The following is a 17,196-nucleotide window of genomic DNA, read 5'->3' as shown; positions in this document are numbered from 1 at the left end:
CCCGTCGTCCGGGCTCGCCGCGCGCCGCCGAGCGCAGAGCGGCGCCCGGTCCGTCGACTAGCCTCGGCAGCGGTGTCCAGCCGGTTGTCGGGAGGTTCGGTGTCGTCGTCGCGCGGGTCGTCGGTGCCCGTTCCGCGGCCCGTCCCCGCCGCGGACCGGGTCTCGGACCGCAACGAGCTCCCCGAGCGGATCTGGACGCTGCCCAACGTGCTGTCGGTGCTGCGGCTGCTCGGCGTCCCGCTCTTCCTGTGGCTGCTGCTCGGCCCCGAGGAGGACGGGTGGGCCGTCGTCGTCCTCATGCTCTCGGGCATCACCGACTGGGCCGACGGCGCGCTGGCCCGGGCCCTCGGCCAGTACAGCCGGCTCGGCGCCCTGCTGGACCCGGCGGCCGACCGGCTCTACATCGTCGCCACGCTCGTCGCCTTCGTGATCCGCGACGTCGTCCCGGTCTGGGTGGTGGCGGTGCTCGTCGGCCGCGAGCTGGTCCTCGGCGTCTGCCTGCTGGTCCTGCGCCGGTACGGCTACCCGCCGCTGCAGGTCCACTACCTGGGCAAGGCCGCCACCTTCATCCTCCTGTACGCCTTCCCGGGCCTGCTGCTGGCCGACGGCGACGGCACCCTCGCGACCGTGTGCCAGCCGGTCGCGTACGCGCTGACCATCTGGGGTGGCGTCCTCTACCTCGTCGCGGGCGCGCTCTACGTCGTCCAGGTCGCCGGTCTCGTCGCCGCCGAGCGGCGGGCGGCCGCCGGGGGGACGCCGTGACGACCGCCGGCGGGGGCCTGCGCTCGGCGGGCGCCTCCCTGCTGGACCAGGTCCTCGCCGAGACGCTCGACCCGGCCTACACGCAGGCCGCCCGCGCCCGCGAGGGCCGGCCGGAGGGGCGCGCCCGGCGCACCGGGGGGCGCGTCGCGGTCGCCCTCCTCATGGTCGCCGCCGGCCTGCTCGTCGCGGTGACCTACCACCTGACCGCCCAGGGGGCCGAGGGCCGCCAGCAGATCCGCGCCGCCCTCGTCGACGACATCGGCGACGCGCAGGACGCCACCGACGCCCTCGTCCTGGAGTTGGAGGACGCCCGCGCCGAGGTGGCCACCGCGCGGGAGTCGGCGCTCGCCGCCTCCGACGAGGGCCGGCAGGCGCTGGCCGACCTGGACGCCGCCGAGCAGATGGCCGGCACGGTGCCCGTCACCGGACCCGGCCTGCTCGTCACCCTCGCCGACGCGGAGGCCGAGGCGGAGGACGACCCGGTGGGCGGCGACCAGGAGGCCGACCCGAGCGGCCGGATCCGTGACGACGACATCCAGGCCGTGGTCAACGCGCTCTGGGCCGCCGGCGCCGAGGCCGTGAGCATCAACGGCCAGCGGCTGAGCCCGACCACCGCGATCCGCTTCGCGGGGGAGGCCGTGCTGGTGGACTTCCGGCCGGTCACCAACCCGTACGAGATCAGCGCGATCGGCGACCCCGACACCCTGCGCTCCCGCTTCCTGACCGTCCCCGAGGTCATCACCCTGGCGGGCACGTCGGAGTCGTTCGGGCTGCGCTTCGACTTCGCCGAGCGCGACGAGCTCTCGCTGCCGCCCGGGCGGACGCCCGAGCTGCGGTCGGCCACCCCGGTCCCGCCCGAGGGCGGTGCCGACGACGCCGTGCCACCCGCCGGTGGTACCGGTGCCGGCGCACCCCCCGCGGGCGGCACCGACCCGGGCGCCCCCGGCACCACCCCTGACCAGACCCCCGGAGGCTGACCCGTGATCCCCGTCCTCGGGCTGGTTGTCGGCGTCGTGCTGGGTCTGGTGTTCGACCCCACGGTGCCGCTGTGGCTGCAGCCCTATCTGCCGATCGCTGTCGTGGCCGCCCTCGACGCGGTGTTCGGCGGCGTGCGGGCCCGGCTCGACCGGATCTTCGACGCCAAGGTCTTCGTGATCTCGTTCGTCTCCAACGTCGTCGTCGCGGCGCTGATCGTGTACCTCGGCGACCAGCTCGGGGTCGGCGCGCAGCTGTCCACGGCCGTGGTCGTCGTCCTGGGCATCCGCATCTTCGGCAACGCCGCGGCCATCCGCCGGCACGTGTTCCGGGCATGACCGGGGAGCCGCGCCCGGAGGGTGCGCCGGAGGAGGGGCCGGCGCCGGAGCCGACCGGGCCCGAGCCCCCGCCGGAGGCGGCGGAGCCGGCGCCGCCGGCTGCCGGGCCGGAGCCGGCGGAGGCCGCCGCGCCCGAGTCCGAGTCCGGACCCGAGGCCGCCAAGCCCGAGTCCGGACCCGAGCCGACCGAGCCGGGGCCGGCCGGACCGCCGGCCGCACGACGTCGTCGCGATCCGGTGGCGGCGGCGCTCATCGGCGTGCTGACCCTGCTGCTCGGGTTCGCCTTCGCCGTCCAGGTCCGGGTCACCGACACCGACCAGGCGCTGACCGGTGCCCGCGAGGAGGACCTGGTCCGCATCCTCGACGAGCTCGAGGCCGAGCAGGCCCGGCTGCGGGCCCAGCTGGCCGACCAGCGCGGCGCCCTGCGCGACCTCAGCGACTCCGACAGCCGTGCCGACGCCGCCCTCGAGGAGGCGCAGGAGCGGGCCGACGCGCTCGCGATCCTCAACGGCACCGTGGCGGCGGAGGGCCCGGGGCTGGTCATGACCATCCGGGACCCCGAGGGCGAGGTCCGCGTGGCCGACGTCCTCGGCGCCATCCAGGAGCTGCGCGGCGCGGGGGCGGAGACCATGCAGGTCGACGGCGTCCGGATCGGCGTCAGCTCGGCGGTCACCGGCGACCCGGGCGACCTGGGCATCGACGGGCAGGCGATCACCAGCCCCTACGAGATCGTCGTGATCGGCTCACCGCAGGACCTCGAGACGGCGATGAACATCCCCGGCGGCGTCGTCGACACGGTCAACCGGCGGGGCGGGAGCGTGGTCATCGCCCAGTCCGAGCGGGTGCTGGTGGACGCGTTGCGACCGCTGGAGACGCCTCAATACGCTGAACCCGACGAATGACGGACCCCCCTCCGCGCGCAGCGCGCCGCGGAGGGGGCCCACCACGAACTCCGGGAGCCTTGCCGCATGACCGTGCCCACCGACCGCCGCTACACCGACCAGCACGAGTGGACCCTCGTGCGCACCGGCGACGAGGGGGCGACCGTCGTCCGCGTGGGCATCACCGACCACGCGCAGGACGCCCTGGGCGACATCGTGTTCGTGCAGCTGCCCGAGGTCGGCGCCGAGCTCGCCGCGGGGGACCCGATGGGCGAGGTGGAGTCGACCAAGTCCGTCTCCGACGTCTACGCGCCGGTCGCGGGGGTCGTCGTGGCGGTCAACGACGTCCTGGGCGACACCCCGGAGACGGTCAACGCCGACCCGTACGGCGCCGGCTGGCTGGTCGACATCCGGGTCGGCGACGGCGGGGAGGACCCCACCGCCGCCCTGCTCGACGCCGCCGCCTACCAGACGATGGTCGACGGGTCCTGACCCGGCCGGCCCACGGCTCCCGCGGGCCCGACCAGGGCCGCGACGCCGCGCGGGCCGCGTGGTCGCCTGCGCCCGGGGCGCACCGGCCTCACTATGCTCGGCGTGCGCCCGCGCCCCTCGGGGATCGGGTCCGCCACCCTGTACCTGCGGTTGACCCTCGGGTCCACCGCTGGTTCCATGACCAACGGCCCGCCGTGCCGAGCGCGGCGGCCGACCCACGACGGCACCGACCGGTCCGTCGTCCGCCGGCCGCCCGTGGCCAGACCCCCCGGTCCGCGGCGGTGCCCCTTGCACCGGAGGAGATCGACGTGCACTGCACTCGTTGTGGACACAACAACCCCGAGGGCAGTCGCTTCTGCGCGCAGTGCGGCTCGGCCCTCGCCCCCGAGCGCATGGGGGAGTCGACCAGCGTCATCCCCAAGGTCGGCGGCGAGGACTCCGGGGAGGTCGTCGAGGTCGCGGTCGACCCCGGCACCGACGCGCACGCCGGGGCCGTCGAGTCCCTCCCGGCCGGCTCGGCGCTGCTGGTCGTCAAGCGTGGCCCCAACGCCGGCAGCCGCTTCCTGCTCGACCAGGACGTCACCACCGCGGGCCGCCACCCCGACAGCGACATCTTCCTCGACGACGTCACCGTCAGCCGCCGGCACGTGGAGTTCCACCGCGAGGGCGGCGGCTTCTCCGTGCACGACGTCGGCAGCCTGAACGGCACCTACGTCAACCGCGAGCCGGTCGACGTCGCCACCCTCGCGGGCGGGGACGAGGTGCAGATCGGCAAGTTCCGGCTGGTCTACCTCACCGGCCCGCGCACCGGCGAGCCCGCCGCCCGCTGACCCGGTGCCCGGAGCGCCCCGCCGCGCGTCCGGGGACGGCGCCGGCGACCACACCCCGCGGTACACCATCGGCGAGGTGCTGAACGTCCTCCGCGACGAGTTCCCCGACGTGACGATCAGCAAGATCCGTTACCTCGAGACCGAGGACCTGGTCCACCCCGAGCGCACGCCGTCGGGCTACCGGAAGTTCTCCGGGGCCGACGTCGCGCGGCTGCGGTACGTGCTGTCCGCGCAGCGCGACCAGTACCTGCCGCTGCGCGTCATCAAGGACCACCTGGCCGCGCTGGATCGCGGGCTGCCGCTGCCGGGGTCCGACGGGCCGGTCACCGCGGCGGCCGAGGCCGCGCGGGCGGCCGCCGACGCCGGGCACGGGGACGCCGACGGCGCGATGAGCCCGGAGGAGTTCGCGCAGGCCGCCGGGATGGAGCTCGACCAGCTGGCCGACTGCCTGCAGTTCGGCCTGCTCGCCACCGACGCCGACGGCCGCTATCCCGCAGCCGACCTGCCCGTGGCCCGGGCCGCCGCGGAGCTCGCCCGGCACGGGCTGGAGCCGCGGCACCTGCGGGTGTACCGCACCGGCGCCGAGCGCGAGGCCGGCCTCGTGGAGCAGCTGGTGACCCCGGTCCTGCGGGCCCGTTCGGAGGACGCCCGGGCCCGGGCGACGGAGAAGCTGCGGGAGCTGGCCGGGCTCTCCGCCCAGCTGCACAGCGCGCTGCTGGAGGCACGACTCCGGGACCTCCTGCGGTCCTAGGTCGGGCGTACGGTGGTCGCACCGGTCTCCCGGGGGGCGCCGCCGGACGACGACGACCCGAGCGCCTCACGGAGACCGTCGTCCAGCCGTACCGCGCAGCTGAGGAGCCTCCGTGCAGGAACTGCGAGTCGTCGGGGTCCGGGTCGAGCTGCCCGGCAACCAGCCGATCCTGCTGCTCAAGGAGACGCAGGGTGAGCGGTACCTCCCGATCTGGATCGGTGCCGTCGAGGCCGCCGCCATCGCCTTCGAGCAGCAGGGTGTCCGGCCGGCCCGGCCGATGACGCACGACCTGCTCCGGGACGTCGTCCGCGCGCTCGGCGCCACCCTCGAGGCCGTCAACATCACCGAGATGCGCGACGGCATCTACATCGCCGAGCTCGTGCTCGGTGAGGACCGCGTGGTCAGCGCCCGCCCCTCCGACGCGGTCGCGCTCGCCGTCCGCACCGGCGCGCCCATCTACGGCGCCGAGTCGCTGCTCGACGAGGTCGGCATCGAGATCCCCGACGAGCAGGAGGACGAGGTGGAGAAGTTCCGCGAGTTCCTCGACCAGATCTCGCCGGAGGACTTCGGAGCGGGCTCCGGCAACGCGGGCTGACACCGCCCGAGGCGGGTGGGACCCCGGAGGACACAGTCGTCCCACGCGTCCCGCCGGTCACACGACGGCTTGAGTGCCTCCGCATGGCCGTCGATACCCTTCCTTCGGGTCACGAGGCGCCGACACGCCGCCTCGCTCAGTTGACCCACCCCAGGGCCCGGCTTACGTTGCACGAACAACACCGGTGTGACACGAGGGGCCTGTGGGTCGGGCCAGCGTGCGACGCCGGGGTCACCGCCCCGACCGGGGGCGGGACACGGAGGAGGACGCCGACGTGAGCGACCAGAGCAGCGGCTCCCAAGGCCAGCTCTTCAGTGACGCCGCCGTCGGCGCCCCCTCCTACGACGAGGTGGACACCGACCTGGTCGGTTACCGCGGCCCGACCGCGTGTGCCGCGGCCGGGATCACGTACCGCCAGCTCGACTACTGGGCCCGGACCGGTCTCGTCGCCCCGTCGGTGCGCAGCGCCACCGGCTCGGGCACGCAGCGGCTGTACTCCTTCCGCGACATCCTCGTGCTCAAGGTCGTCAAGCGGCTGCTGGACACCGGCGTCTCCCTGCAGAACATCCGCAAGGCCGTCGACCACCTGCGCAACCGCGGGATCAAGGACCTCGCCAACGTGACGCTGTTCTCCGACGGCGCCACGGTCTACGAGTGCACCTCCGCGGAGGAGGTCGTGGACCTGCTCGCCGGCGGCCAGGGCGTCTTCGGCATCGCCGTCTCCGGCGCCCTCCGTGAGCTGTCCGGCGAGCTCGCCGAGCTGCCGGCGGAGCGGCTGGACGGCGCCCCCGTGCAGCAGAGCGACGACGAGCTCTCGATGCGCCGCCGCCGCAAAGCGGTGTAGTTGCCGTTGATGCCGCGGTCGGTGGCGGGCCCGAAGGGTCCCCGCCGGACGCGGCGGTGGGGCTCCGCTCAGGTGGGGTCGGCACCTGGCCGCGGTGTCGGCCGGGAGGCCGACGGTTGATGTAGCGTCGCAGCAATGGCGGACGCTGCTCAGAGCCCTCTGTCGAACCCCCTCCCGTCGCTGCGCTCGCTGAGCCCGGCCGGATCCTTCGCCGCCCGGCACATCGGCCCGCGGCCGGCCGAGACCGCCGAGATGCTCGCGGCGGTCGGCTACGACTCGCTGCAGTCGCTGGTCGACGCGACGGTCCCGGAGACGGTCCGCGACCGCCGTCCGCTGGACCTGCCGGCCGCGGCCGACGAGGCCGCCGTCCTCGCGGCGCTGCGCGAGCGGGCCGCGGCCAACGAGGTGTTCACCTCGATGATCGGCCTGGGCTACTCCGGCACGGTCACCCCGGCCGTCATCCAGCGGGTGATCCTGGAGAACCCCGCCTGGTACACCGCCTACACGCCCTACCAGCCCGAGATCAGCCAGGGCCGGCTCGAGGCGCTGCTCAACTTCCAGACCATGGTCGCCGACCTGACCGGGCTGCCGGTCGCCGGCGCCTCCATGCTCGACGAGGCCACCGCCGCCGCCGAGGCGATGACGCTGGTCCGGCGGGCCGGCCGGGCCAAGGCCGACGCCGTCTTCGTGGTGGACGCCGACACGCTCCCGCAGACCCTCGCGGTGCTGCGGACCCGCGCCGAGCCGCTGGGCATCCGGCTGCACGTCACCGACCTCTCCGCCGGCTGGCCCGCCGACCTGCCCGAGGCCGGTGCGTTCGGCGTGCTGCTGTCCTTCCCTGGCGCGAGCGGCGCGGTCCGTGACCACCGGGCCCTGGCCGCCGCCGCGCACGAGGCCGGCGCGGCCGTCGTCGTCGCCGCCGACCTGCTGGCCCTGACGCTGCTCGAGGCGCCGGGGGAGTGGGGCGCCGACGTCGCCTGCGGCAGCACCCAGCGCTTCGGCGTCCCGCTGGGCTTCGGCGGCCCGCACGCCGGCTACCTGTCGGTCCGCGAGGGCCTGGCCCGTCAGCTGCCCGGCCGGCTCGTCGGCGTCTCGGTGGACGCCGACGGTGACGTCGCCTACCGGCTGGCGCTGCAGACCCGTGAGCAGCACATCCGCCGGGAGAAGGCGACGAGCAACATCTGCACCGCCCAGGTGCTGCTCGCCGTCATGGCCGGTGCCTACGCGGTCTACCACGGGCCCGAGGGTCTGGCCGCGATCGCCGCCCGCGTGCACCGCAGCGCCGTCGCCCTGGCCGGCTGGCTGCGGGCCGGGGGCCTGGACGTCGTCCACGACGCCTTCTTCGACACCGTGACCGTCGCCGTCCCCGGCCGGGCGGCGGACGTCGTCCGCGCCGCCGCCGACCGGCGGGTCAACCTGCGCCTGGTCGACGACGACACGGTCGCCGTCGCCTGCGACGAGACGACGACGCCGGAGATCCTGCGGCTGGTCGCCGAGGCCTTCGGGGTCGCCGCGGACGAGTCGGCCCTGGACGACGACGGCGCCGACGCCCTGCCCGCGCAGCTGCGCCGCCGCACGGAGTACCTCACGCACCCGGTCTTCTCCGCGCACCGCTCGGAGACCGCGCTGATGCGCTACCTGCGCTCGCTCAGCGACAAGGACCTCGCGCTCGACCGCACGATGATCCCGCTGGGCTCGTGCACGATGAAGCTCAACTCGGCCGTCGAGATGGCCGCGGTCACCTGGCCGGAGTTCGCCGGCATCCACCCCTTCGCCCCGCCGGAGCAGACCCGCGGCTACCGGCAGCTCATCGACGAGCTCTGCAGCGGGCTGGCCGAGATCACCGGCTACGCCGCCGTCAGCGTGCAGCCCAACGCCGGCTCCCAGGGCGAGTTCGCCGGCCTGCTCGCGATCCGCGAGTACCACCGCTCGCGCGGGGACCACACCCGCGACGTCTGCCTGATCCCCAGCTCGGCGCACGGCACCAACGCCGCGAGTGCGGTGATGGCGGGCATGCGGGTCGTCGTCGTGGCCTGCGACGAGGCCGGCAACGTCGACCTGGCCGACCTCCGCGCGAAGGTCGACCAGCACGCCGACCGGCTCGCCGCGATCATGATCACCTACCCGTCGACGCACGGGGTCTTCGAGATCGAGGTGCAGGACATCTGCGCCGCGGTGCACGACGCCGGCGGCCAGGTCTACGTCGACGGCGCCAACCTCAACGCGATGGTCGGGCTGGCCCGGCCCGGCCGGTTCGGCTCCGACGTCAGCCACCTCAACCTGCACAAGACCTTCTGCATCCCGCACGGCGGCGGCGGGCCCGGCGTCGGGCCGATCGGCGTCCGCGAGCACCTGGTGCCGTTCCTGCCGGGCCACCCCCTGGCCGACACCGGCGGTCAGGGGCCGGCCGTCTCCGCCGCGCCCTGGGGGTCGGCGGGCATCCTGCCCATCTCGTGGGCCTACCTGCGGCTGATGGGTCCCGACGGGCTGCAGCGCGCCACCGAGCACGCCATCCTCGGCGCCAACTACCTGGCCGCCCGGCTGCGCGAGCACTTCCCGGTGCTGTACACGGGCCGCGACGGCCTGGTCGCGCACGAGTGCATCCTCGACATCCGGCCGCTCACCAAGGCCACCGGCATCACCAACGACGACATCGCCAAGCGGCTGGTCGACTTCGGCTTCCACGCCCCGACGATGAGCTTCCCGGTGGCCGGCACGCTGATGGTCGAGCCGACGGAGAGCGAGAGCAAGGAGGAGCTGGACCGGTTCGTCGAGGCGATGGTCTGCATCCGCGCCGAGATCGATCGGGTCGCCTCCGGGGAGTACGACCGCGAGGACAACCCCCTCCGCAACGCCCCGCACACGCTGGCGATGGTGGCGGGGGAGTGGGGCCGGCCCTACCCCCGGTCGACGGCGGTGTACCCGGTCCCGGACCTGGTCGGCCGCGGTTACCTGAGCCCGGTGCGGCGGATCGACCAGGCCTACGGCGACCGCAACCTGGTCTGCTCCTGCCCGCCGCCGGAGGCCTTCGCGGAGCCGGAGCCGGCGTCCGCCCCGGTGGCGCGGGTGCCGGGCCGGGCCGAAGGCGCCCCGGACGACCTGGGCACCGCCGAGGACGTCGTGGGTGCCGGTCAGGCCTGAGCCGCACCGCTCAGTCCGCCGGCGGCCGGCGGTCTACCTCCCGACAGAGTCGACCGATCCCGGGAGTGCGCCATGGGCCTCGTCCACATCGAGATGTTCGCGACCCTCGACCTCGTCGGGCAGGCGCCCGGCGGGCCGGAGGAGGACCCCGAGGGCGGGTTCGCCTTCGGCGGCTGGCAGGCGCCCCTGATGGACGAGGTGTCCGGGGCGCAGGTCGCTGCCGCGTACGAGGGCACCGACGCGCTCCTGCTGGGCCGGCGGACGTACGACATCTTCGCCGCGTTCTGGCCGCACCAGGAGGGCGGCCAGGACGACGACATCGCCACCCTCTTCAACCGGATCCCGAAGTACGTGGCCTCCCGCGGGCGGCCGGACCTCTCGTGGGCCGGGTCCACGCAGCTGGGCCCCGACCTCCCCGCGGCGGTCCGCGAGGTCCGGGACCGGCACGAGCACATCAAGGTCGTCGGCAGCCTGGACCTGGTGCAGACGCTGCTGCGTGAGCGGCTGTTCGACCGGCTCGACCTCTGGCTGCACCCGATCACGCTCGGCACGGGCAAGAAGGTGTTCGACGGGGGTGCGGTACCCGCGAACCTCACGCTCCTGGAGCCGCCTGCCGCGGGCGGCAGGGGCACGGTCTTCCTGCGCTACGGGCTGGCCGAGGGGACGCCAGGGACCGGGGACATGGCCGCACCCGAGCGGGGCGTCGCGCGCGCGGGCTGACGCTCCCGCGGGGGGCCGGGGCGGAACCGGTCAGGCGCCGGCGAGCACCGGCACGAAGTCGCGGTGGTGGGCGACGGCACGGCCGTCGGGCAGCAGCTCGCCGTCGTCGTCGAACAGGACGACGCCGTTGCAGAGCAGGCTCCAGCCCTGCTCGGGGTGGCTGCTCACCACCGCGGCGAGGTCACGGTCGTCGCCGGTGGCGTCGGGGCACGGGGATACGTGGTGGCACATCAGGATCACTCCCGATCGGGCCCCGGAGGGCCGAGGGTCACGGTTCGTGTCCGGTCGGTGACCGAACATCGATGAGTGTGCGCGGGATCACGGCCGGAGTCAGGTGCCGCGCCGACGGAGTCACCCGTCGGGGTCGTGCACATCTGCCATGGGCACGGCGGAGCCAGGGGGTGGACCATGCGTCGGCCCTCCGTCCGTGTTCGCCCCATGACCGTTATCCCCAACAACGTCGCCGCGGAGCGGCCGCCGGTCGCGTCCGCAGGGGGAGGGGGCGCCGAGCGGAGGTCAGAGCTTGCGGAGGAGGACCCGGCGCACCGAGTGGTCGGCGGCCTTCTGCAGCACGGCCCGCGCGCGCGAACGGGTGGGCACGATGTTCTCCCGGAGGTTCGGCACGTTCACCGACCGCCAGATCTCCAGGGCGGTCTGGCGGGCCTGCTCGTCGCTGAGGTCGGCGAAGCGGTGGAAGTAGGCGCCGCTGTCGGCGAACGCGGTGCGGCGCAGGGCCAGGAAGCGCTCCACGTACCACTGCTGGATGTCGGCCTCGGCGGCGTCGACGTAGACGGAGAAGTCGAACAGGTCGGAGAGGAAGACCTCCGGGGCGCGGCCGTCGGCGCGGCGTCCGGCCTGCAGCACGTTGAGCCCCTCGAGCACCAGGATGTCCGGCCGGTCGACGTCCTGGGTCGCGTCCGCGACGACGTCGTAGGACTGGTGGGAGTACAGCGGCGCGCTGACCCGACCCCGGCCGCCCTTCACCTCGGAGAGGAAGCGGATGAGCGCCCGCCGGTCGTAGCTCTCCGGGAAGCCCTTGCGGCCCAGCAGCCCCCGCGCCTCGAGGACGGCGTTGGGGAGCAGGAACCCGTCGGTGGTGACCAGGTCGACCCGCGGCGAGCCGGGCCCCTTGGCCAGCAGTGTCTGCAGCAGCCGGGCGGTGGTGCTCTTGCCGACCGCCACGCTGCCGGCGACGGCGATGACGTAGGGGACCTTGGCGCTGGTGTCGCCGAGGAACCGGTTGCGGGCCGCCCAGAGGCCGCGGCTGGCCTCGACGTGCAGGTTCAGCAGCTTGGCCAGCGGCAGGTAGACCGTCGTCACCTCGTCGAGGTCGATCCGGTCGCCGAGGCTCTTCAGGTCGGCCAGCTCGCCCTCGTCGAGGGGGAGTTCCGACCCGGCCGCCAGCGCCCGCCACGACGCGCGGTCGAACACCGCGTAGGGCGAGATGGCTCGCGTTCCTGCCGTCACGCCGTCCATCGTGCCGTCCGGCCGCCGGGACGCCGCGCGCCGGGTCACCCCACGGGGGTGCACGGGCGGCGGCAGGGGCACCCCCGGCGTCTACTGTCGGCCGCGTGGCGAACTCCGGGCTGCTCGACTGCATCGAGCGGTACCACGCCGCCGCTCCGCTGCCGGACGGCCGGATCGAGACCGTGGGCGGGCTCGAGGTCCCCGTGGTGGGGCCGGCCTGGCCGTACCCCGCCCGTCCCCGGCCCGGCGGGAGCCCGGTGACCGTCGACGACGTCCGCGCGGCGATCGCGCTGCAGCAGTCCGAGGGGCTGCCGGTCGCCCTGGAGTGGGTCTGGGAGCGTTCCGCCGGCACGGCGGCCGCCGCTCGCGGAGCGGGGCTCACGGTCGAGTACCTGCCGCTGCTGGTGCTCGACACCGCCGTCGAGCTGCTGCTGCCCTCCGGGGTCCGCCTCTACCTCGTCGGCGCCGACGACCCGCAGCTGCCGCGCTACCAGCGGCTCGTCGAGCTGGCCTTCGCCACCCCGGGCAGCGAGGACGCCCCCGCCACCGTGGAGGAGCGCGTCGAGGCCGGCCCCCGCACGGAGGTGCTGCGCGAGCGGATCGCCACCGGGCGGACCGTGATGATGGTGGCGGTCGAGGACGGCGAGCCGGTGGCCGTGGGTTCGCACCACCCGCTCGACGTCGACGGCCGCGAGGTCAGCGAGATCACCGGCGTCGCCACCATGCCGCGGCTGCGCGGGCGCGGTCTCGGGGCGGGCCTCACCTCGGCCCTGGCCGAGCACGCCCGCGAGACCGCCGACCTGGTGTTCCTGACCGCGGGCGACGACGACGTCGCCCGCGTCTACGAGCGGGTCGGGTTCGCCTGGATCGGGACGACCGGTGTGGCCGACCTCCCGGGTCAGGCCTCCGCGTAGGTCGCGACCAGCGTCGCCCGCGCCAGCGTGTGGGAGAACAGGTTGAACCCGTGGTAGGCGGGGGAGGCGTCGGCGGGCACGCCCATGTCGTCGGTGTCCAGCGCGTGGACGACGACGAAGTAGCGGTGCGGGCCGTGGCCCGACGGGGGAGCAGCGCCGACGTAGCCGGGGAAGCCGGCGTCGTTGCGCAGCTGCAGGGCGCCCTCGGGCAGCCCCGCGCCGTCCTGGCTCCCGGCGCCGGAGGGCAGCGAGGTCACCGAGGCCGGGATGGCGGTCACGATCCAGTGCCAGAAGCCGCTGGCGGTGGGGGCGTCGGGGTCGAAGACGGTGACGGCGAAGCCGCGCGTCTCCTCGGGGAAGCCCGACCAGGACAGCTGTGGGGATCGGTCCTCGCCGCCGGCGCCCATGACGCCGCTGACGTGCGGCATCGGGAGGGTCTCGCCGTCTCGGAGGTCGGTGCTCGTCACCTCGAAGGAGGGCACGGACGGGAGGAAGTCGTACGGGCTGGGCGGCACGGGCCGGTCGGCCATGGCGGAGGTCTCCTCGCAGGTGGGAACGGGCGTCTCCGGCCGACAGTAGGCAGCCGGGGACGCCGGCGCCCGTCGTCGCGCACGCCACTGTGCTCCGACCCGTCACCGGCGTGTCCGCGCCGGTAGCGTCGCAGCGTGCTCGGACTCCCGCACGGCATCACGGCCTGTCTCTTCGACATGGACGGCGTCCTGACGAAGACCGCCACGGTGCACATGGCCGCGTGGAAGCGGACCTTCGACGGGTTCCTGCGCGCCCGCGACCCGGGGGCGGCGGAGTTCACGCAGGACGAGTACAACCGCTTCGTCGACGGCAAGCCGCGGGCCGACGGCGTCCGCGACTTCCTGGCCAGCCGCGGGATCACCCTCCCCGAGGGCTCCCCGGACGACGGCCCCGACGCCGAGACGGTGCACGGCGTCGGGCAGCGCAAGAACGAGCTGCTGCTGCGCGAGCTCGACGAGCACGGCGTCGAGGTCTACCCCGGCTCGGTCCGGTTCCTGGAGGCGGCGCGGGCCGCGGGCCTGGCCACCGCGGTGGTGACGGCATCGGCCAACGGCGAGCAGGTGGTGCAGGCCGCCGGCTTCGGGGCGCTCCTCGACGCGCGGGTCGACGGCGTGGTCGCCGCCCGCGACGGGCTGCGGGGCAAGCCGGCGCCGGACACCTTCCTGGCCGGCGCGCGGGCGCTGGGCGTGGAACCGGCGCAGGCCGTCGTCTTCGAGGACGCGCTGTCGGGGGTGGCCGCCGGCCGGGCCGGCGACTTCGGCTTCGTGGTGGGGGTGGATCGTGTCGGGCAGGCCGACGCGCTGCGCGAGCACGGCGCCGACGTCGTCGTGGCCGACCTGGACCAGCTGTTGACGGCGGAGCAGACCGCCGGGACCGACGAGGAGAGCACGTGACGGAGGGCCGGGCCACCTTCCCGATCGAGCCGTGGGCACTGACCGAGATCGGTCTGGACCACGCCTCGCTGGGCACGCACGAGTCGGTGTTCGCGCTGGCCAACGGGCACATCGGCATGCGCGGGTCGTTCGAGGAGGGCGAGCCGATCGTCGTCCCGGGCACCTACCTCAACGGCTTCTTCGAGGAGCGGCCGCTGCCCTACGCCGAGGCCGGCTACGGCTTCCCCGAGCAGGGCCAGACGGTCGTCAACGTCACCGACGGCAAGCTGATCCGGCTGCTGGTCGGTGACACCCCGCTGGACCTGGACTACGGGGAGATCGTCGACCACCGGCGCACGCTGGACCTGCGCAAGGGCGTGCTGCGCCGGGTCACGGAGTGGCGCTCGCCGGCGGGGCGGACCGTGAAGGTCACGAGCACGCGGCTGGTCTCGCTGAGCCGGCGCTCCATCGCCGCCATGGAGTACACCGTCGAGTGCACCGACGGCCGCGGCGACCTCTACGTGGCGCTGCAGTCGGACCTGCTGGCCAACGAGCCGGTCGACAGCGGCATGGAGGCCGACGACCCCCGCGCGGCGGCGGCGCTGCGCCGTCCCCTGGCCAGCGAGCTGGCCGTCGGCCGCGGGCAGCGGGCCGTGCTGGTGCACCGCACACGGCGCAGCGGGCTGCGCGTGGCCGCGGGCATGGACCACGTCATCGACGTGCCCGACACCGCCACCGAGGACATGGAGGCGGGGGAGGACCTCGCCCGGTTCACCCTGGCCGCGCGACTGCCCCAGGGCCGCGGCCTGAAGCTCGTGAAGTACCTGGCCTACGGGTGGTCCTCGCGGCGGTCGGCGCCGGCGCTGCGCGACCAGGTCGAGGGCGCCCTGGCGACCGCGAAGCTGGCCGGGTTCGAGCGGCTGCTCAGCGAGCAGAAGTCGGTGCTCGACGAGTTCTGGGCCCAGGCCGACGTGGAGATCGAGGGCGACGACGAGCTGCAGCAGGCGGTCCGCGTCGGGCTCTTCCACGTCCTGCAGGCCGGGCTGCGCGCCGAGCGCCAGCCGATCCCGGCCAAGGGCCTCACCGGGCCCGGCTACGACGGCCACACCTTCTGGGACACCGAGACCTACGTGCTGCCGGTGCTGACGTACACGGCCCCGCACGCCGCCCGGGACGCGCTGCGCTGGCGGCACTCCACGCTGGACCTCGCCCGGGACCGGGCCCGCGAGCTCGGCCGGCGGGGCGCGGCCTTCCCGTGGCGCACCATCCGCGGCGAGGAGACCTCCGGTTACTGGCCGGCCGGGACGGCGGCCTTCCACATCAACGCCGACATCGCCGACGCTGTCGTCCGGTACTGGCACGCCACCGAGGACGACGAGTTCGACCGCGACTACGGGGCCGAGCTGCTGGTGGAGACCGCCCGGCTCTGGGCCTCGCTCGGGCACTTCGACACCGAGGACGGCTTCCGGATCGACGGGGTCACCGGCCCCGACGAGTACACCGCCGTCGTGGACAACAACGTCTACACCAACCTCATGGCGCAGCGGAACCTGCGCGAGGCGGCCAGGGCGGTGGCGCGGCAACCCGACGTCGCCGGCCGGCTCGAGGTCACCGCCGAGGAGGTCGAGCAGTGGGAGCGGGCCGCGCGGCTCATGCGTGTCCCGTTCGACGCCCGCCTCGGCGTGCACATGCAGTCCGACGCCTTCACCCACCACCAGGAGTGGGACTTCGAGGCGACCCCGCCCAGCTGCTACCCGCTGCTGCTGCACTACCCGTACTTCGAGATCTACCGGAAGCAGGTCATCAAGCAGGCCGACCTCGTGATGGCGCTGCACCTGCGCGGTGACGCGTTCACCCCGGAGGAGAAGGCGGCCGACTTCGCGTACTACGAGGCCCGCACGGTCCGCGACTCCTCGCTGTCGGCCTCGCAGCAGGCGGTGGTCGCCGCCGAGACCGGCCACCTGGAGCTGGCCTACGACTACTGGGCCGAGGCCACGCTGACCGACCTGCAGAACCTGCACGGCAACTCCGGTCACGGCCTGCACATCGCCTCGATGGCCGGCGGGTGGACCGTCGCCGTCGCCGGGTTCGGCGGGATGCGCGACCACGACGGCCGGCTGCTGTTCGCTCCCCGGCTGCCGCCGCGGCTGACCCGCCTGCGCTTCCGCGTGGTCTACCAGGGGCGGATCCTCGAGGTGGAGATCGGCACCGAGCAGGCCACCTACCGGCTGGTGGAGGGCGAACCGCTCGACGTCCACCACCACGGCCGCCGGATCACGGTGGGGGAGCGCGAGGTCCCGCACGACATCCCGCCCGCCCCGCAGGTGACCCCGGTGCACCAGCCGCACGGCGCGGCCCCGCGCCGGCGCTCGCGCTAGGCCAGCAGCCACCAGGCGCCCAGCGCCAGGCAGCCGAGGTCGACGGCGAGCAGGACCCCCACCCACAGCAGCGCCGGCAGGCCGGTGAGCCGGGCCAGTTGGTCGGCGTCGGAGTCGCCCGCCGACCGCCGTCGCCGGGACCGCTGCAGCTCGACGACGGCCTTGGGCGCGGCCAGCAGGAGGAACCAGGTCAGCGTGGCGGCGAAGACCGCCTGCCCGGTCGGCGGCAGCCACTCGGTCGCGGCGAACACCGCCGCGCCGGTGGCGAGCACCGACCACAGTCCGTACCAGTTGCGGATCTGGACGAGCAGCAGCGCCAGGAGGCCCAGCAGCGCCCAGAGCAGCCCGACGGCGTGCCCGGCGGCCAGCAGCGCGGCGGCACCGAGGCCGAACAGGGCGGGCCCGGTGTAGCCGGCGGCGCAGGTCGCCACCATCCCCGGCCCGGTGGGGCGGCCGGCCGAGACGGTGAGCCCCGAGGTGTCGGAGTGCAGCCGGATCCCGGACAGCCGCCGCCCCGCCGCCAGGGCGACGAGTCCGTGGGCGCCCTCGTGGGCGATCGTCACGACGTTCCGGGCCGGCCGCCACAGCGCGGGGGAGAGGACGACGAGCAGGGCGACGGCCGCCGCGGCCCACAGGTACTCCGGGGCGAGCTCCGGCAGCGGGGTGGTGACACGGGCCCAGAACCGGCCGAGGACGTCCACGGTC

Annotated in this window: 18 protein-coding genes; 14 read left to right on the top strand and 4 right to left on the bottom strand. The window is 74.7% G+C overall.

Going from position 1 to position 17,196, the window contains the following annotated elements; translation table 11 throughout:
* The first annotated feature begins 72 nt into the window (after positions 1 to 72).
* From N555_RS0116005 to N555_RS0115955, 11 genes are all read left to right on the top strand, one after another.
* Positions 73 to 762 carry a CDP-alcohol phosphatidyltransferase family protein gene (locus N555_RS0116005; RefSeq protein ID WP_231502819.1) on the top strand — a complete coding sequence of 230 codons (690 nt, stop codon included), beginning with the start codon at positions 73 to 75 and terminating at the stop codon, positions 760 to 762.
* A complete protein-coding gene (locus tag N555_RS0116000; RefSeq protein WP_029432506.1) occupies positions 759 to 1,739 on the top strand; it encodes a DUF881 domain-containing protein in 981 nt (326 codons plus the stop codon). The genes N555_RS0116005 and N555_RS0116000 overlap by 4 nt, the downstream gene beginning before the upstream one ends.
* A gap of 3 nt (positions 1,740 to 1,742) precedes the next feature.
* Positions 1,743 to 2,075 carry a small basic family protein gene (locus N555_RS0115995; protein ID WP_029432505.1) on the top strand — a complete coding sequence of 111 codons (333 nt, stop codon included), beginning with the start codon at positions 1,743 to 1,745 and terminating at the stop codon, positions 2,073 to 2,075.
* The gene (locus N555_RS28990) at positions 2,072 to 2,977 is read left to right on the top strand and encodes a DUF881 domain-containing protein (protein WP_029432504.1); all 906 of its coding nucleotides are present in this window, start codon (positions 2,072 to 2,074) and stop codon (positions 2,975 to 2,977) included. The genes N555_RS0115995 and N555_RS28990 overlap by 4 nt, the downstream gene beginning before the upstream one ends.
* Before the next feature lie 66 nt (positions 2,978 to 3,043).
* A complete protein-coding gene (gene gcvH, locus N555_RS0115985; protein WP_029432503.1) occupies positions 3,044 to 3,448 on the top strand; it encodes a glycine cleavage system protein GcvH in 405 nt (134 codons plus the stop codon).
* Positions 3,449 to 3,756: 308 nt separating this feature from the next.
* Positions 3,757 to 4,278, top strand: coding sequence for an oxoglutarate dehydrogenase inhibitor Odhl (locus N555_RS0115980; RefSeq protein WP_029432502.1), 522 nt, complete (start codon positions 3,757 to 3,759; stop codon positions 4,276 to 4,278).
* A gap of 4 nt (positions 4,279 to 4,282) precedes the next feature.
* Positions 4,283 to 5,029, top strand: coding sequence for a transcriptional regulator FtsR (locus tag N555_RS29145; protein ID WP_034510817.1), 747 nt, complete (start codon positions 4,283 to 4,285; stop codon positions 5,027 to 5,029).
* Between the two features lie 112 nt (positions 5,030 to 5,141).
* Positions 5,142 to 5,624 carry a bifunctional nuclease family protein gene (locus N555_RS0115970; RefSeq protein ID WP_029432500.1) on the top strand — a complete coding sequence of 161 codons (483 nt, stop codon included), beginning with the start codon at positions 5,142 to 5,144 and terminating at the stop codon, positions 5,622 to 5,624.
* Between the two features lie 349 nt (positions 5,625 to 5,973).
* Positions 5,974 to 6,468, top strand: coding sequence for a MerR family transcriptional regulator (locus N555_RS0115965; protein ID WP_231502838.1), 495 nt, complete (start codon positions 5,974 to 5,976; stop codon positions 6,466 to 6,468).
* 135 nt (positions 6,469 to 6,603) lie between these two features.
* Entirely contained in the window at positions 6,604 to 9,609 is a 3,006-nt protein-coding gene (gcvP, locus tag N555_RS0115960; protein ID WP_029432498.1) for an aminomethyl-transferring glycine dehydrogenase, read from the top strand.
* A 72-nt stretch (positions 9,610 to 9,681) separates the two neighbouring features.
* A complete protein-coding gene (locus N555_RS0115955) occupies positions 9,682 to 10,329 on the top strand; it encodes a dihydrofolate reductase family protein (RefSeq protein ID WP_029432497.1) in 648 nt (215 codons plus the stop codon).
* 30 nt (positions 10,330 to 10,359) lie between these two features.
* Here the strand turns inward: N555_RS0115955 and N555_RS0115950 are convergent, their stop codons facing one another.
* Both N555_RS0115950 and coaA read right to left on the bottom strand, forming a co-directional pair.
* Positions 10,360 to 10,560, bottom strand: a complete 201-nt coding sequence (locus tag N555_RS0115950; RefSeq protein WP_029432496.1) for a DUF5999 family protein — start codon at positions 10,558 to 10,560, stop codon at positions 10,360 to 10,362.
* A gap of 285 nt (positions 10,561 to 10,845) precedes the next feature.
* The gene (gene coaA, locus N555_RS0115945) at positions 10,846 to 11,805 is read right to left on the bottom strand and encodes a type I pantothenate kinase (protein ID WP_029432495.1); all 960 of its coding nucleotides are present in this window, start codon (positions 11,803 to 11,805) and stop codon (positions 10,846 to 10,848) included.
* A 95-nt stretch (positions 11,806 to 11,900) separates the two neighbouring features.
* Here coaA and N555_RS0115940 point away from each other — a divergent pair, with 95 nt between their 5' ends.
* Positions 11,901 to 12,710 carry a GNAT family N-acetyltransferase gene (locus N555_RS0115940; protein WP_029432494.1) on the top strand — a complete coding sequence of 270 codons (810 nt, stop codon included), beginning with the start codon at positions 11,901 to 11,903 and terminating at the stop codon, positions 12,708 to 12,710.
* On the opposite strand, the gene N555_RS0115935 is transcribed toward N555_RS0115940, so the two are convergent.
* A complete protein-coding gene (locus tag N555_RS0115935; protein ID WP_029432493.1) occupies positions 12,695 to 13,240 on the bottom strand; it encodes a YbhB/YbcL family Raf kinase inhibitor-like protein in 546 nt (181 codons plus the stop codon). The two genes, N555_RS0115940 and N555_RS0115935, sit on opposite strands and share 16 nt — an antisense overlap.
* A gap of 135 nt (positions 13,241 to 13,375) precedes the next feature.
* On the opposite strand from N555_RS0115935, the gene N555_RS0115930 reads away from it, so the two are divergent.
* Both N555_RS0115930 and N555_RS0115925 read left to right on the top strand, forming a co-directional pair.
* Positions 13,376 to 14,134, top strand: coding sequence for a beta-phosphoglucomutase family hydrolase (locus tag N555_RS0115930; RefSeq protein WP_029432492.1), 759 nt, complete (start codon positions 13,376 to 13,378; stop codon positions 14,132 to 14,134).
* Positions 14,131 to 16,491 carry a glycoside hydrolase family 65 protein gene (locus tag N555_RS0115925; protein WP_029432491.1) on the top strand — a complete coding sequence of 787 codons (2,361 nt, stop codon included), beginning with the start codon at positions 14,131 to 14,133 and terminating at the stop codon, positions 16,489 to 16,491. Before N555_RS0115930 ends, N555_RS0115925 begins: the two co-directional genes overlap by 4 nt.
* Here N555_RS0115925 and N555_RS0115920 read toward each other — a convergent pair.
* The gene (locus N555_RS0115920; RefSeq protein ID WP_029432490.1) at positions 16,488 to 17,192 is read right to left on the bottom strand and encodes a M50 family metallopeptidase; all 705 of its coding nucleotides are present in this window, start codon (positions 17,190 to 17,192) and stop codon (positions 16,488 to 16,490) included. The two genes, N555_RS0115925 and N555_RS0115920, sit on opposite strands and share 4 nt — an antisense overlap.
* Positions 17,193 to 17,196 lie beyond the last annotated feature (4 nt).

Source organism: Blastococcus sp. URHD0036 (assembly GCF_000701365.1).
Taxonomy (GTDB): Bacteria; Actinomycetota; Actinomycetes; order Mycobacteriales; family Geodermatophilaceae; genus Trujillonella.
The sequence above is the reverse complement of the archived record's forward strand: the minus strand, read 5'-3'. Positions and strand labels throughout refer to the sequence as shown.

What these genes read in the sequence shown, in the direction of transcription:
- gcvP (WP_029432498.1), top strand. Translation starts at nt 6,604, where the DNA reads ATGGCGGACGCTGCTCAGAGCCCTCTGTCGAACCCCCTCCCGTCGCTG.
- N555_RS0115955 (WP_029432497.1), top strand. Translation starts at nt 9,682, where the DNA reads ATGGGCCTCGTCCACATCGAGATGTTCGCGACCCTCGACCTCGTCGGG.
- gcvH (WP_029432503.1), top strand. Translation starts at nt 3,044, where the DNA reads ATGACCGTGCCCACCGACCGCCGCTACACCGACCAGCACGAGTGGACC.
- N555_RS0115935 (WP_029432493.1), bottom strand. Translation starts at nt 13,240, where the DNA reads ATGGCCGACCGGCCCGTGCCGCCCAGCCCGTACGACTTCCTCCCGTCC.
- N555_RS0115950 (WP_029432496.1), bottom strand. Translation starts at nt 10,560, where the DNA reads ATGTGCCACCACGTATCCCCGTGCCCCGACGCCACCGGCGACGACCGT.
- coaA (WP_029432495.1), bottom strand. Translation starts at nt 11,805, where the DNA reads ATGGACGGCGTGACGGCAGGAACGCGAGCCATCTCGCCCTACGCGGTG.
- N555_RS28990 (WP_029432504.1), top strand. Translation starts at nt 2,072, where the DNA reads ATGACCGGGGAGCCGCGCCCGGAGGGTGCGCCGGAGGAGGGGCCGGCG.